The sequence below is a fragment of the Microbacterium sp. M3 genome, assembly GCF_033548675.1.
Classification (GTDB): domain Bacteria; phylum Actinomycetota; class Actinomycetes; order Actinomycetales; family Microbacteriaceae; genus Microbacterium; species Microbacterium arthrosphaerae.
In genome coordinates this window covers 208,139-223,529 of sequence record NZ_JAWTZT010000005.1, presented here as the reverse complement: position 1 = coordinate 223,529, position 15,391 = coordinate 208,139, and the positions used below count along the sequence as shown (strand labels likewise).

Below are 15,391 nucleotides of genomic sequence, written 5' to 3'. Positions count from 1 at the left end.
GGTGCGATGTCGTCGAGACACCATGTTGTCGGCGCCGATGTCGTGCTGTCTCGCCGAGATGGTGCGATCTCGACGTCAAGGCGGGCGCCGGCGAGGGCGCGGGGCGCCGGACGCGGGGCGCCGGGCGCGGGGCGCCGGGCGCGGGGCGCCGGGCGCGGGGCGCCGGGCGCGGGGCGCCGGGCGCGGGGCGCCGGGCGCGGGGCGCCGGGCGCGGGGCGCCGGGCGCGGGGCGCCGGGCGCGGGGCGCCGGGCGCGGGGCGCCGGGCGCGGGGCGCCGGGCGCCGGGCGCGGCGTGCGCGGGGCTACGCGGGCGGGGGAGGGGCGGATGCCGCGGCCGCGGGCGGTGCGGCCGGCTCCGGGAGGCGCGAGGGCAGGCCGGTCGACAGCAGCAGCCCGAGCACGGTCAGGGCGAACACGAGGAACAGCGACTGCCGGAGCGACTCGACCTGCGTGTCGGCGTAGAGCTGGGCGATCTCGGTGGCGGATTCGGGGTCGGCTCCGGCATCCGTCAACAGATCCTCGGCCTGCTGCTGAGAGATGATCGGCGCGCCCTTGGAGGCTACCGCCACCACCTCGTCGCGGATGTCGCCGGGCAGCGTCTCGCTCTGCTGCACGGCGCCGGTGAAGCCGGAGGTGAGCAGCAGGATGAACACCGAGCCGACGACCGCCGTGCCGAACGACGACCCCAGGTTCTGGAAGGTGCCCTGCAGACCGCCGACCTCGGACGTGTCGGACTGGTCGACGGCCGACATGTTGACGTTGCCGAGCTGCGAGGCGAGCAGGCCGAAGCCGGCGCCGACGACGAACATGCCGGCACCGAACGCCCAGTCGGCGAGCTCCGGCTGCACCGCGAGGAACACGACGAGCACGCCGAGGCCGAGCGTCAGCTGCCCGATGCGGCCGATGTTGCGCGCCGAGCGCACCGTCGACAGCCGCGACCCGAGCATCGAGAAGAGGATCAGGCCGACCGACAGCGGCAGGATCTTGAGGCCGGTCTCGAGCGCGTCGAAGCCGAGGATCGTCTGCAGGTACACCGGGATCACGAAGAACAGCGCCGCGATCGCGAAGTACTGCGCCATGAACATCGTGAGGCCGCTGCGGAGCGCCGGGATGCCCAGCAGGCTGACCTTCAGCAGCGGCACGCGGCCGGTGCGCTCCAGTCGCTGCTGCCGCCGGACGAACAGCCACAGCACCACGATCGACAGCAGGATGAGGTAGGCCACCGGCGAGATCCCGAACGGCGCGAACGGGCGGCCGTTGATCACCGGGGGGTCCAGCGGCACGACCCAGCCCCACGTCTTGGACTGCAGGATGCCGTAGACGAGCAGGCTGAGGCCCAGGGCCGAGAGCACCACGCTCGCGAGGTCGATGCGCAGCCCGCGGTCGCCGGGGACGTCCTTGATGCGTCCCGACACGATGAGGACGAGTGTCATGATGACCGCTTCGGCCACGAAGACGTAGCGCCATGACGAATAGGTCGTGACGAGCCCGCCGATGAGCGGGCCCGCCGCCGCGGCCGCGCCGGTGACGGCCCCGAGCACCGCGAACGCGACGACCCGTGCGCGGCCCTCGTAATTGATCGCCGCGAGCGCGGCGATCGCGGGGATCACGAGCACCGCGCCGAGGCCCTCGACGAGCGACCAGCCGAGCATGAGCACGCCCAGGTTCGGACTCAGCGCCGTGGTCAGCGAGCCGATGCCGTAGACGACCGATCCGATGCGGAAGGCGAGGCTGCGGCCCCAGCGGTCGCCGAGCTTGCCGCCCGTGAGCATGAACGCGGCCATCGTGAGGGCGTAGAACGTGATCGCCGCCTGCATGCCCGAGATGTCGGTGCCGAGATCGTGCGCGACCGTCGAGATCGAGACGTTCATGACCGTGCTGTCGAGCACCATGATGAACTGCGAGACGCTCAGCAGGATGAGCACGAACCACTTCCCCATGCGCGAACAGTATCGTTTCGCGTGGCGGGCCGACGCCCACGTTGCGGTGACGCGCGGACGTAGACTCGGCGCCATGGTGCGGGACGGCTGGCGGGCGGCGACCCGCGCGGATCTGCGCGGGCTCCCGGCCGAGGTGGCACCGTCGCTGCTCGGCGCGCGGCTCACGACCGTCGTCGCCGGCGAGACCGTCGCCGTGCGGGTCACCGAGGTCGAGGCATACCACGGTCGCGACACCGGGCCGGTGCCCGATCCCGGCTCGCACGCGCGCATGGGACCCACGGCACGCAACGCGACGATGTGGGGCGAGCCCGGGCACCTGTACGTGTACCTCAGCCACGGCATCCACTCCTGCGTGAATGTCGTCTGCGGACCGGCGGGGGTGGCGGGCGGTGTGCTGCTGCGTGCGGGCGAGGTGCTCGAGGGGACGGATGCCGCCACCCGGCGCCGCCCGGCGGCACGCACGCCGCGCGATCTGGCGCGGGGACCCGGGCGCTTCGGCGACGCGGTGGGGCTGCGGCATCCGCTCCACGACGGCATCGACGCGATCACCGGAGCGCCGCGGCACGGCGCGGTGGCCCGCCTCGAGCTGCTCGCGGAACCGCTGGCCGACGTCGCTTCGGGCCCACGGGTGGGTGTTGCGGGGATCGCCGGCACCGCGGCGTTCCCGTGGCGCTACTGGATCCCCGGCGACCCCACGGTGTCGCCGTTCCGGTGGGGGCGCGGGGCCCGCGAGGTCAGCGAAGCGACGTGACCGCGACGAAGGCCGTGCGCAGGGCTCGCATGCGCTTCTCGTAGCGAGCCGCGATGAAGATGAGCAGCGCGCCGCCGAGCCCCAGCCAGAGCCACCACGGCACCGTTGCATAGGCGGTCGAGATCCACGGCCACAGCTGCGCCACCGCGTGCACGAGCAGCACCGCCGAACCGAGCACGAGCGGGGCCTGCAGCCGGTATACGGCGCCCACCACGACCATGGCGATCGCGACGACCCCCAGTGCGACGATGCGCCACAGCTCCGACTCGCCGAAGTCGTGCAGGAGCGACGGCACGGTCAGCAGCGCCAGCCACGGGCCGAGCGCCGGCCACGACCGCAGGCCCGGGTCGCGGCGCATCGCGCGCACGCCGAACAGGATGCCGCCGATCGCCGGCGGGACGGTCACCAGCTCCACCGGGCGCACGCCGGCGGCCGTGAGCGCGAGGAGGCCGAACACGATGCCGGCGACCGCGGCGGCGATCGCGAGCGACAGCCCCAGCCGTGCCCGCAACGCGAACCCGATCGCGGCCGCCGCGGTCATCGCGCTCATGACGAGCACCGTGCGCAGCTCGTCGCCGGTCGGCTGCGCGCCCAGCAGGGTCGCCTCGGCACCGGCGAACAGCACGGACGCCACCGCGAAGCCGGCGCCCGCCACCCGGCCGACCGCCGCAGACGGGGTGGCCCGCAGGGCCGCGAACGCGATCGCGGCGGCGATGCCGGCTCCGGCCACCGCCCACAGGTCGGGCTCGAGGCCGCCATCGGGGCGGGTCGCGACGGCGAAGAAGCGCATGGCGCATGCCGTCAGCGCGACGAGGAGACCGCCGACCGCGAGCACGGCGCCGAGGGGAACCCACCGGCGCAGGCCCAGCACCGAGGCGCCGGCGACGCCGACCGCGCCGCCGATGACCGCGGTGACCGTCATGGTGCCGAGGTCGGCCTCGGGCTTCGTGAGCGTGACGAGCACGAGGAGCGCGGCGCCGGCGCCCGCCAGTGCCGCCGCGACGCGAGCGGGGCGATCCGTGCGCGCCGTCGCCGTGAACACCACGGCGACAGCGAGCACGCCGACGCCCGCGACGATCGCCGCCGCCGTGCCGCTGGCGAGACCGGGGGCGAGCAGACCTCGCAGCCCTACGACGAGCGCGGCCGCGCCCAGCAGCGTCACGGTGGGGGTGCGGAGGCTCCAGACGTCGGGGTAGCGCGGACGCGGCGGCGCGGGCGGCGCACCGACGATCGGCGCACCGGCGACGGCGGCCGGGGTGCCGGGGGCCGTGCCCCGGGTGCCGGCGACGGGGGCCGCGGTGCCAGCGGCGGGGGCTGCGGTGCCGGGGGCGGGGGCCGCGGTGCCGGAGGCGGGAACAGGCGTGCCGGCGCCGGTCGCCGGCGCACCCGGCGCCGAAGCGGAAGCCGATGCCTGCGGGAAGAACCAGCCGGTCGCTCCCGGACGGGGGGTGGTCCGGGAGGGGGAGCCGCGACCCGCGGCATCCGGCACTGCGCCCGCGCCGACGTCGACCGGCGGGAGTCCCACCAGAGCGGCGGCCGCACGGTCGACGGGCTCGGGCAGCGATGTGACGGCCTCGGCGGCGCGGCCTGCCGGCTCGCGCAAGGCCGCGACGGCGCCGGCGGCGAGCAGCGTGAGGATCACGTACGACCACACCCGGGCGGAGGTGGGGGCGGCCAGCAGGCTGGGCACGGTCGCGAGGACGAGTCCGGCGATCCACGCGGGCCCTTCGGCCGCCGGCCACGGCTCGCCGGAGGTGCGACGGCGCAGCATGCCGAGCACGGCGCCGATGAGGCACATGGCCGCGACGGGCAGCGAGACGGCTTCGATCTGGGTCGCCGCGCCCAGGCTCCAGGCACCGGCGCCGATGGCGAGAGCACCGCCGAGCGACACCCAGCGGGTGAGCGCCGTCAGGGGCAGGCGATCGAGCCAGGCGGCGGCGAGATGGAGCCCGGCGAGCATGATCAGGCTGCCGGCGAGGATGCGCGGCTCGTCGGCGATGGGCACGATCACCGCGACGGCGGCGATGAGTGCCGCCGGCGGAACGACGAGGGCGTACAGCGTCGACGACGGCCGGGCGGGGCGCGCGGCAGCGGCGCCCGCGCCCGACGCGTACGCCGTGGCGACCAGCAGCACGAGCCAGAGCACCTGCCAGCCGGGCCCCTCGACGGCACGCTGGACCGCGACGAGAGCCAGTCCGGTCATGGCGACGGCTGCCCCGACCGGAGCGACGGGACGGATGCCGCGGACCGGCGTGAACGACAGCGCCAGGGTGATCCCCACGGCGACGAGCGCCACGATCACGCCGCGCAGCGGCTCGCTCCACCAGCCGGCCAGCGCCAGGGTCCACAGCCCGACGACGAGGCCCGCTGCCAGCGCGACCGCCGCTTCGGCGCGGCGGCGCAGCCAGACCAGCACGGCGGTGAAGACGACGAGCGCCACCGCCACCGGGATGACGTAGGTCTCGATCGTCCACCACGCGGCGGGCGTGCCGGCGTCGAGCCACGACCACCACGCCGCGATGCCCGCGGCGACCGCCGGCCAGGCCAGCAGGCGGCGTGGCGCCGCGGCCACCGGCGTTCCGGGGCGGGAGGTCGCGAAGCGGTCGTCGAGCGGATCGGCGGCAGGCGCGATCCAGCCGTGCGCAGTCCGGCCCCGCTCGGCGGTGATCGACGCGTCGTCGACGGCGATGCGCGTGACGGCGGTGGCCGCGAACCAGATCGCGATGAGGGCCAGCACCGCCCACGTCAGCTGCAGCGGGACTCCCCAGACGACCACCAGGAGCGTCACAGCCGCCCCGAGGTCGGCCGCCCGGCGCCGGATGACCGCGACCGGTGGTGCCGGCAGGCGCACGGCCGACGTCGCGGTGACGTCGGCCGACGACGTGGTGCCGACCGCGGCCACCGATGCGGGGATGTCGATGGGCGCGACGACCGGGGCGGTCGCGACGGCCGCACGTGAGCCCGGGGCGCCGTTCGACTCGGTCGCGCCGGTCACCTCGGGAGCTCCGCTCGCGCCGAGCGCGCCGGCACCCGCCACGGCCGCATCGTCGCGGCCGTCGCTCGCAGCCTCCCGCCGCACGAGGGTGACGACGATCGCCGCCGCGACCGTGACGGCGACGGCGGCAGCGGTCAGCACGATCGGCGTCGCGTCGGTGTTGACGCCGCCCGCCGTTCGCAGCACGTCGTAGGCGGTGGCCGCAGCGAGAGGCGCCGTGAGGGCCGCGGCGATGATCGCCGGTTCTCGCCCGACGCGGGTCGCGCCCAGGGCGAGCGCCGCGAACCCGACGAGCAGCAGGGCGCTGCGCACGATGCCGAGTGCGGGTTCGCCGAGGCTCGCCACGAGCGGCCCGGCCAGCGACGCGTCGTCCATCGCGACGGCGATCGCCGACCACGCCAGCGTCAGTGCGGCGATGACCTCGGCGGCGATCGCGAGGGCCGCGCGGCTCGGCGCGTCCACGCGCAGCACCACCGCGGCGGCGAGGGTTGCGAGCGCGACCCACTGCAGCAGGGCGAGGATGATCGACGGCTCGTCGCCCCACAGGCCCGTGGCGGCCGCGAGAGCGGCCGGCGCCGGCAGGGCCGACAGGGCGGCGATCGCCACCGGGACCACGGCTGTCGCGACGGCCGCGCCGCCCGCGGGGCGCAGAACGAGCCGCACGGCGATCGGGTACGCCAGGGCCACGGCGACCCCGACGAGCCACAGCCAGGGCGTCGCGACACCGGCAAGGTAGGCCGTCGCGACGGCGATGCCGCCCGTGACGATCCAGCCGACGGACGTGCCGCCGGACTCGACGCGACCGTCGCCGTCGGCGCGCGTGACCGCAGGGACCATCGCGGTCCCCGGGACGCTTCCGCCGCGCCGGCGACGGACGCCGAGCGCGACGACCGCCACGGCGGCCGCCACGACGCCCGCCGCCACGAGAACCGCCGGCACGGCGGTGCGGGCCGCGGCGGTGAGCACCAGGACCGCCGCGACCACCGGCGCGATCTCGCGGAGCACCGGGCGAGCGATCGTCGGCGCGCGCAGCAGCATCGCGGCGATGACGACGGCCGCGCTCAGGGCGAGGACGGGCCCTTCCGGAGCGGCGACGGGCGTGGCGAAGGCATCCATCGTCCACGCCGACCACGACCGCTCGATCGCCATGGCCGCCTGCGCGAACCACCAGATCGCGACGCCGGCGATCGACGCGGCCGCGACGGCGCCCGACACGATCGCCGCGGGCAGCAGGGTGCGCGAGGCGCGGCGCGCCCGCACGACGTCGAGTGCGAACGCGACGAGCACCGCCAGCAGCGGTCCGACGAGGAGGGTGTAGACGGGAGCCTCGGTGCGCAGCGCCAGCTGCCATCCGGCGAGGCCCGCGGCCGCGACGGCGATCGACGACGCGACGCCCGACACGACGCCCGCGGCCGGCAGCTCGATACCGGCCACCCGGCGGCGCGCCAGCCACGCGTGCGCGGCACCCAGCACGACGAGTCCCGCGCTCGACCACACGACCACGGCGACGGCGTCGCCTGTGAAGACCACCGCGGTGATCCCGGCGGCGACCAGTGCGCCGACGCCCGACAGCGCGAGGACGAGCCGTTCGACGATGCCGTCCGCGCCGGGTCGCGCCGACGACCACGGCACCGGGAGCGCGTGCACCAGTCCGCCGGCGGCGGCGCCGAGCAGCCCGGCGGTCGCGGCCTCCGCGGGCGGGAGGGCGGCGAGCCCGGCGACCAGGAAGCCGAGCCCGGCGGGCAGGCCGAGCGACGCCGCGAGGTCGGGACCGCGCAGGTGCGACACCCGCGCCCACACCCGGCAGAGGACGGCGACCACGAGAGCCGCGATCCCGGTGTAGACGGCGGGGTCCGTCGCACCCGCGCCGAACAGATCGTTCGCGCGCACCGCCCACGCGTCGAGCGCGAGCAGGACGACACCCAGGGCGCCGATGCCCTCCGCCGTGGCGGTGAGGCTGCGGCGACGCAGCCACGAGGCCAGGCCGATCGTCGCCAGGGTGATCGCGCCCACGATGAGGGCGCGAACGGCGGTGTTCGCGACGTAGAAGGCCAGGATCAGGAAGAACACCGCGGCGATGCCGACGAGCGAGACCCCGACGATCAGCAGCAGCACCGGGACCGTGAGGCGCCGGCGCGGAGCGGATGCCACGATCGGCGCCGGAGCGGCCGGCTCGCGGCCGGCGGGCGCCGCCTCGCGTGCGACGGGCTTCGTGTAGGCGGGCGGGAGACCACCGGCGGGCACCGAGGGGGAGGGGACGGATGCCGCGGCCGCAGCCGCAGCCGTGTCGACGGGCGCGACGAGGTCGGGCACGGCGGCCGTCGGCGCCACGGCGGCCCCGACGGGCTGCGGCGCGGTGAGGATCGCCGGGGCCGCGGCATCCGTCGACATCGCCGCGGCTGCGGCAATGCGGGCGGGTGCGGGGGAGTCCTGCCGGATCTCGTCGATCAGCTGCTGCCGCGCCAGTTCGGTGCTGACGATCTCGCGTCCGAGCGCGAGCACCTGCGGGGCGCGTGCGTCGGTGAGGGCGAATCCGCACGTGGGACACACCGCGGCGACGATGACGGCGAAGCACGACGGGCAGCGATGAACGTCGGCGAGGTCGAACGGCGACGCCGGCCACAGCCGCGTCCCGTCGTACGAACCGTTCATGTCTCCGCCTTCTCCCCTCGGACTGACGAACATGGTCCACCGGGTTGCTCGTCCGGTGAGGGATTTTGTCGGCAGGCGCAGGTCGCAGGGCCTCGCGCCGGGCCGGCTTTGGACGTCTTATCAGGAGGAATTCCCGCCCCGGAATATACCCGGCTGCTCCGCCTGGCCGCGCGCACTGTGCACAGACGCGCGGCGAGGCGGCGACCGCGGCGCTCCTCACCTCCGCAGGTCCGGGGCGGAACGACCGCTGTGCTAGACTGACTCTTTGTCTGCGCGCACTCCAGCACGCAGTACGCGTTTCATCTCGCTTCGCTCGTTCAACGACCGGAACTTCCGGGCGGTGACGGCGTGCGTCGAAATGCAGACAAGGGATCTTGGGTGGGGCCGTCCGGCCTCACGGTACTAAGGAGACATCACTATGGCAGCAGTGTGCCAGGTGACCGGAGCTGTTCCCGGCTTCGGTCACAACATCTCGCACTCGCACCGCCGGACGAAGCGCCGCTTCGACCCGAACGTGCAGAAGAAGACCTACTTCGTTCCGTCGCTGGGTCGCAACATCAAGCTGAACGTTTCGGCCAAGGGCATCAAGGTCATCGACGCCCGCGGCATCGAGGCGGTCGTGCGTGACCTCCAGGCGAAGGGTGTGAAGCTCTAATGGCCAAGAAGGCTCAGGACGTCCGTCCGATCATCAAGCTGCGTTCGACCGCGGGCACGGGGTACACCTACGTGACGCGCAAGAACCGCCGCAACAACCCCGACCGCATCGTGCTGAAGAAGTACGACCCGGTCATCCGCAAGCACGTCGATTTCCGCGAGGAGCGTTGATCCATGGCTAAGAAGAGCAAGATCGCACGCAACAAGCAGCGCCAGGAGGTCGTCGACCGCTACGCCGCGAAGCGCCTCGAGCTGAAGAAGGCGCTCGTGTCGCCGACGTCGACCGACGAGGAGCGCGAGGCCGCGCGCGTGGGCCTGCAGAAGCTGCCCCGCAACGCGTCGCCGGTCCGCCTGCGCTCGCGCGACGTCATCGACGGCCGCCCCCGCGGTGTCCTCACGAAGTTCGGCATCTCGCGTGTCCGCTTCCGTGACATGGCGCACCGTGGCGAGCTGCCCGGCGTGACCAAGTCGAGCTGGTAAGCCAGCACAGCATCACCGGAAGGCCCGGAGCTCTCGAAGCTCCGGGCCTTCCGCGTGCCCGCTGTCAAGGCGGTCGGGCGCCGGAGCGCGCGGCTCTACACTCGGCATGATGTGACCGAGGGGGAGCGAAGGATGAGGCTCGATCCGTTCTTCGAAGAGCGCCTGCGCGTGCACCGGAAGTACATGTTCGACCAGGCTGTGGGTGCCGTGCGTTCCAGGCTCACCGCACTGTGGCCGTTCGGCCGCCCGAGTCCCCTCCCGGCCGCCGCGCCCGCGGCTCCTGCGCAGGCCAAGGCGCAGTCGAAGGCCCGTGAGAAGACCTCGGCGCTCGGGCCGCACGCGCGGGCGCGGGCCCGGCACCGCCGCGCGGCGCTGGCGTGGGACCGCACCGAGCTCAGCACCGTCGGCACATCAGGGCCCGAGGTGCGGATCACCGAGCACCAGGTTCCCGTGCCCGGGCATCCCGCCGTCCGCGTGCGCATCTATCACCCGTCCGTCGCCGGGCACGCGCCGGTGCCCGCCGTGCTCGCGTTCTACGGGGGCGCCTTCCGCATCGGGGGCATCGACTACCCGACGACGGATGCCGCCTACCGCCGCCGCTGCGTCGATGCGCACGTGGCGATCGCCGCCGTGGACTACGCCCTCGCGCCCGAGCACCGCTATCCGGTGCAGGTGGAGCAGGCCCATGCCGCGCTCGAGTGGCTCTTCGAGTCGGCGGGCGACGTCGGGGTCGACCCGAGCCGGATCGGGGTGCTGGGCATCTCGGCGGGCGGCAACCTCGCGGCCGCCCTGACGATCATGAACCGCGACCGCGGCGATCGCCCCCTCGCGTTGCAGGTGCTCGAGGTTCCCGTCGTCGACCTGACGGGCGACCACATGGACCTCGGGGCGATGCGGGCCCTGCGCATCCCGCGGTTCCTCACCGTGCGTGAGCTGCGCTCGGTCGCCCGCACCTATCTCGCCCGTCCGCAGGACGCCCGCGAGAGCTATGCCTCGCCGCTGCGCGCGGCGTCGCACCGCGGGCTGCCGCCGGCGGTGATCCTCACCGCCGAGTACGACCCGCTCCGCGGGGACGGCGACGCCTATGGCGCGGCGCTCCGCCGCGCCGGCGTCGATGCCAGCGTCGTGCGCTATCAGGGCGTGACGCACGACACCCCGATCTTCACCGGGGTGCTCCCTGCCGCCCGGCGCTGGCACGACGACGTGGTCGCCGCGCTGCGCCGCCTCCACGCCTGAGCTCGAGCGCCTGCGCCGCTGCGTCCCTGGCGCCCTGCGCCCTCCCCCCATGAACGACCAGGGCCGAGGGGGCGGGGCCGGGGGTGACGAAGGGCCCGGGATCCGAAGACCGCGGGCCCGTGCGTCCACCGCGGGACACCGGCCGACACCACTCGACCGCCGAACCCCCAGCCGGGGCTGGGAGCTCGACGGTGGAGTGGTTCCGAGCCGGGCCGGGTGGCGGCATCCGGATCGAGTGAGCCGACGGGTGAAGTCCGCCGCCGTGTGTCGAGATCATCCGTCTACTTCACAACCTCCGTCTCGCGGAATTGGTGTGTGGTCGCCCACTCCAGCGCGTAGTCGGCGATCTCCTCCCAGCCGTCCTGGCTGACCAGGCGGTGGGTGCGGCCCGCGTACTCCTTGTACTCGACGACGGCCGGGCTGCCCGACGAGCGGTACTTCTTCACGATGGCCTTGCCGATGGCCGGCGGCGCCACATGGTCGATCTCGCCGGTGATGACGAGGAAGGGAGCCCGGTCGGCGCGGCCGTAGTCGACGTGCGTGACGCCGCGCTTCTCGTTGAGCACCGAGGAGACGCCCTCGAAGAACACCCGGTTGTACGAGTTGACCGCGTACTCCTCCCACAGCTTGTCGGACTCGTCGCGGGGGAGGTCGTTGCCGAACGTGAAGTGGAAGTGGCGCTTGCTGAGCGGCTTGGCGCCGTTGATGCCGAACGGGTTCGACAGGATCGGGGTGCCCGTCCACAGCGTCGAGAGCGGAAGGGCCGTGACACCGGCCGTCTGGCCGGGCGCGACGCCGACGTAGGCGACGCCGAGGCTGCGGTCGGCCAGCATCTGGGTGAGGACACCGCCGAAGGAGTGCCCGATGATGATCGGCTTCTGCGGCAGCTCGCGGATGATGCGCTCGTAGTTGTCGGCGATCTGCTTCAGGCCGATGCCCTTCAGCGCCTCGGGGTTGCGGCGGATGTCTTCGACGGTGCGGTCGTCGATGCCGGGCCAGCCGGGGACGATCACCTGGTGGCCGGCGGCGCGGAAGCGCTCGGCCCAGGTGTCCCAGCTCTTCGGGGTCATCCAGAGGCCGTGGACGAGGACGATGGGGGTCTTGGTCGTGGTGTTCATTTCCTGCTCCTTGGGTGTGGTGTTGCGGTGGTTCGGTCTTCGTCAGGTCCGGGGGTCCGGCTGATGTGATCGATGGTAGACCGAACGTTCTATCTATACAAGACTATTCCCGAGGAGTTCTTGTCAGCCGCCGTCCGGGCCTGCGCCCGCGCTTCCACGGCCGCGGGGCAGGAGGCAATGGCACGATGGAATCGAACGCAGGGGGATCAATGAGCACCACCGCAGCCGCGCCCGTCGCGGCATCGCGCCCGTCACCGGCGCGTCAGCGCCTGCTCGACGCGGCGACCGACCTCTTCTACAACGAGGGCATCCACTCGGTGGGCGTCGACCGGATCATCGAGGAGGCCGGCGTCACCCGCGCGACGATGTACAAGCAGTTCGCCGGCAAGGAGGGACTGGTGCTGGCCTACCTCGAGGGAGAGGACCAGGGGTTGCGCGCCCTCTTCGCCCAGGCCTCCCAGGCGTCGGACGACCCGGAGGTGCTGCTCGACCTCGTGGTCGACGGCATCGAGCATGACATCCGCGAGCGCCACACGCGCGGATGCCCCTTCATCAACGCCGCCGCCGAATACCCCGACGAGGGTCCGGTGCGCGATCTCATCACCGACCATCGCGAGTGGTTCCGCGAGACGCTCCGGCAGCTGGCCGAAGGCGCCGGGCTCGACGATCCGGCGGCGGTGGCGGCATCCCTCGTCCTGCTGCGCGACGCGGCGCTCGTGGGCGGGTATCTCGACGGGCAGCACCGGGTGGGACCGGCGTTCGCCCGAACGGCGCGCGACCTCATCGCGTCGCACAAGCCCTGAACGCTCTGGGCGAAATCCGGCCTCAGACGTCACACCAGTCACATCCGTCACACGACACGCCGCCTGAAAAGTCAGAAATCCGCAGAAATACGCGGTTCTGTCGGCCGTGTCGGGTACATTCGGTCCCGGTCGATAGGACCAGCCGGGGGGCGAAGCCATCCGGTCCGAGCAATGACAAGACGGCACTCGTCGTCTTTGGAGGACATACCAAATGGCCGACAAGACCATCACCAAGACCGAGCTCGTCGCGAGCATCGCGAGCGCGACCGGCCAGAGCCAGTCCGCCGTCTCGGGCGTGCTCGACTCCCTCTTCTCCACCGTCTCCGACGCGGTCGCCGCCGGCAGCAAGGTCTCGATCCCCGGCTGGATCGCCTTCGAGCAGGTCGCGACCTCGGCTCGCACCGGCCGCAACCCGCAGACCGGCGAGGAGATCAAGATCCCCGCGGGCAAGCGCGTCAAGGTCACCGCGGGCTCGAAGCTGAAGGCCGCCGTCAAGTAATTCCGACGCAGACCTCGGGAGAGGGGATGCCGCGCCCCGCGGCATCCCCTCTCTCTTTGCGTGTGCGGCCCCGGCCGGTGGGTCGGTCCGTCCGTTCGAGGCTGACCGCGGGTGCGGGGAGGGCGGCTCGCGCGCGACGTAGGCTGGAGGGGTGAACCCGCGCGCCCTGCGGGCCGTCGGGCCCGTCATCCTCGTCGTGGCTGCGCTGGCGGTCATGGTGTGGGCGCTGGCGTTCGGCGGCGGCGCGGCACCGCTCGCGATCGCCGACCCGGGACCGTTCGTGCGCTGGGGTCTTCCGACCGCGAAGCTCCTGGTCAACCTGTCGGCGGCCGGCATGGTCGGCGTCCTCGTCACGGCGCTGTTCGCACTCCGTGCCGGTGACCGCGAATTCGACATCGCGCTCGACACCGCCTCGATCTCCGCGGCCGTCTTCACGGTGGCCGCCGCGGTGACCGGATTCCTCACCTTCCTCGACGCCTTCAACCCCGTCCTCGACCTCGGGCCGCAGTTCGGCGCGCAGCTCGGGCGGTTCATCGTCGAGACCGAGCCCGGCCGCACGTGGCTCATCACCACCGTGGCGGGCGCGGCGCTGACCGTCCTGACCTTCGCGGTGCGCTCGTGGACCGCGACCTTCTTCGTCGCGCTGCTGGCCACGGCATCCCTCGTTCCCATGGGCACCCAGGGCCACTCGGGCGAAGAGGCGTTCCACCACGAGGCCATGACGGCGCTCATCCTGCACATCATCGCGGCGGCGGTGTGGCTCGGCGGTCTGCTGCTCATCGTCGTCGTGCGGCCCCTCCAGTCACGCGACGACAGTGCCGCGACGGTGGCGCGCTACTCGAGCATCGCCATCGCGGCGTTCGCCGTGGTCGCGGTGTCGGGCACCGTGCGCGCCGCCATCGGCCTGCAGGGCTGGGAGGCGCTCATCTCGCCGTACGGCGCGATCCTGGCGCTGAAAGTGGTGGCCCTCATCGCGCTCGGCCTCTTCGGTGCGTGGTACCGCACGCGCCTCATCGGCCGCATGCGCGAGTCCGAGGTCGCGGGCGACGCCGCGCAGCGCGCGGCCGGCTCCGCGCGGGCGACGAAGGCGTTCTGGACCCTGATCGCGTTCGAGCTGGCGCTCATGGGCATCGCGAGCGGCGCCGCCGCGGCCCTCGCGCGCACGCCCCCGCCGGTGCCGCCGCTGATCCCGGAGGTGCCGACGCCGGCCGAGCGGCTGACGGATGCCCCGGTGCCGCCCGAGCTGACCCTCGAGCGCTGGTTGACGGCGTGGAACGTCGACCTGCTGTGGGCGGTCATCGCCGGGTTCGCGATCTTCTTCTACCTCGCGGGCGTATGGCGCCTGCGTCGCCGTGGTGACGCGTGGCCGGTCTATCGCACCATCCTGTGGGTGCTGGGCTGGCTGCTGCTGGTGTGGGTGACGGGCGGCGTGATCAACGTCTACCAGGACTACCTCTTCAGCATGCACATGGTGGGCCACATGCTGCTGACGATGGCGATCCCGCTCCTGCTGGTTCCCGGCGCCCCCGTGACGCTCGCCGCGCGCGCCGTCCGCAAGCGCGACGACGGCACCCGCGGTGGCCGCGAGTGGATCCTGTGGGCCGTGCACTCCCCGGTCGCGCGCGTGCTGACCAACCCGTTCGTGGCCGCCGGCCTCTTCATCGGCTCGCTCTGGGTCTTCTACTACACCGACCTGTTCCGCTGGTCGCTGTACGACCACCTCGGCCACGAGTGGATGATCGCCCACTTCCTCATCACGGGCTACCTGTTCGTGATGTCGCTCATCGGCATCGACCCCGTGCCGTATCGCCTGCCGTACCCCGGCCGGCTGCTGCTGCTCATCGGGATCATGGCCATGCACGCGTTCTTCGGCATCGCCATCATGATGCAGGAGGGCCTGATGATCGCCGAGTGGTTCGGCTCGATGGGCCGGACGTGGGGCGCCACGCCGATCGAGGACCAGTACACCGGCGGCGGCATCGCGTGGTCGATCGGCGAGATCCCGACGCTGATCCTCGCGATCACGGTCGCGATCCAGTGGAGCCGCAGCGACGACCGCGAGACCAAGCGGCGCGACCGCCACGCCGACCGCACCGGCGACGCCGAGCTCGAGGCCTACAACGCCCGGCTGGCGGAGCTGGCCGAGAAGGACGCGAAGGCGGCCGCCCGGCGCTGACGGGCCGGTGCCCGCGAGCCCGACGCTGCGGATGCGAGGACATCTGCGCTGCAGAGGACGAACGCGACCGATCCGTCCTCAACACGG

At 73.3% G+C, this 15,391-nt stretch carries 11 protein-coding genes; 8 read left to right on the top strand and 3 right to left on the bottom strand.

From position 1 onward, the window contains the following. Nucleotides 1-302 precede the first annotated feature (302 nt). Complete coding sequence (locus R8Z57_RS15515) at nt 303-1,940, bottom strand: MFS transporter (protein WP_318354684.1); 1,638 nt, start codon at nt 1,938-1,940, stop codon at nt 303-305. Between the two features lie 73 nt (nt 1,941-2,013). Between R8Z57_RS15515 and R8Z57_RS15510 the strand changes: the two genes are divergently transcribed. Further along, a complete protein-coding gene (locus tag R8Z57_RS15510; RefSeq protein WP_318354683.1) occupies nt 2,014-2,691 on the top strand; it encodes a DNA-3-methyladenine glycosylase in 678 nt (225 codons plus the stop codon). Here the strand turns inward: R8Z57_RS15510 and R8Z57_RS15505 are convergent. Then, nucleotides 2,675-8,338: an SCO7613 C-terminal domain-containing membrane protein gene (locus tag R8Z57_RS15505; protein ID WP_318354682.1), complete on the bottom strand. Its 5,664-nt coding sequence runs from the start codon at nt 8,336-8,338 to the stop codon at nt 2,675-2,677. The genes R8Z57_RS15510 and R8Z57_RS15505 overlap by 17 nt on opposite strands. 418 nt (nt 8,339-8,756) lie before the next feature. On the opposite strand from R8Z57_RS15505, the gene rpmB reads away from it, so the two are divergent. The 4 genes from rpmB to R8Z57_RS15485 all read left to right on the top strand — a co-directional run bounded on the left by rpmB (nt 8,757) and on the right by R8Z57_RS15485 (nt 10,708). Continuing rightward, on the top strand, nt 8,757-8,993 hold the full coding sequence (rpmB, locus tag R8Z57_RS15500; protein ID WP_013584774.1) for a 50S ribosomal protein L28: 237 nt from the start codon (nt 8,757-8,759) through the stop codon (nt 8,991-8,993). Then, nucleotides 8,993-9,163 carry a 50S ribosomal protein L33 gene (rpmG, locus tag R8Z57_RS15495; protein WP_018173550.1) on the top strand — a complete coding sequence of 57 codons (171 nt, stop codon included), beginning with the start codon at nt 8,993-8,995 and terminating at the stop codon, nt 9,161-9,163. Before rpmB ends, rpmG begins: the two co-directional genes overlap by 1 nt. 3 nt (nt 9,164-9,166) lie before the next feature. Further along, a complete protein-coding gene (gene rpsN / locus R8Z57_RS15490) occupies nt 9,167-9,472 on the top strand; it encodes a 30S ribosomal protein S14 (protein ID WP_018173549.1) in 306 nt (101 codons plus the stop codon). A 132-nt stretch (nt 9,473-9,604) separates the two neighbouring features. Further along, nucleotides 9,605-10,708: an alpha/beta hydrolase gene (locus R8Z57_RS15485; RefSeq protein WP_318354681.1), complete on the top strand. Its 1,104-nt coding sequence runs from the start codon at nt 9,605-9,607 to the stop codon at nt 10,706-10,708. A gap of 281 nt (nt 10,709-10,989) precedes the next feature. On the opposite strand, the gene R8Z57_RS15480 is transcribed toward R8Z57_RS15485, so the two are convergent. Further along, nucleotides 10,990-11,826: an alpha/beta hydrolase gene (locus R8Z57_RS15480; RefSeq protein WP_318354680.1), complete on the bottom strand. Its 837-nt coding sequence runs from the start codon at nt 11,824-11,826 to the stop codon at nt 10,990-10,992. A gap of 209 nt (nt 11,827-12,035) precedes the next feature. On the opposite strand from R8Z57_RS15480, the gene R8Z57_RS15475 reads away from it, so the two are divergent. From R8Z57_RS15475 to R8Z57_RS15465, 3 genes are all read left to right on the top strand, one after another. After that, the gene (locus R8Z57_RS15475) at nt 12,036-12,629 is read left to right on the top strand and encodes a TetR/AcrR family transcriptional regulator (RefSeq protein ID WP_318354679.1); all 594 of its coding nucleotides are present in this window, start codon (nt 12,036-12,038) and stop codon (nt 12,627-12,629) included. A gap of 211 nt (nt 12,630-12,840) precedes the next feature. Continuing rightward, nucleotides 12,841-13,128 carry an HU family DNA-binding protein gene (locus tag R8Z57_RS15470; protein ID WP_045301792.1) on the top strand — a complete coding sequence of 96 codons (288 nt, stop codon included), beginning with the start codon at nt 12,841-12,843 and terminating at the stop codon, nt 13,126-13,128. A 151-nt stretch (nt 13,129-13,279) separates the two neighbouring features. After that, nucleotides 13,280-15,304 (top strand): cytochrome c oxidase assembly protein, encoded by a 2,025-nt coding sequence (locus R8Z57_RS15465; protein WP_318354678.1) that lies wholly within the window; start codon nt 13,280-13,282, stop codon nt 15,302-15,304. Nucleotides 15,305-15,391 lie beyond the last annotated feature (87 nt).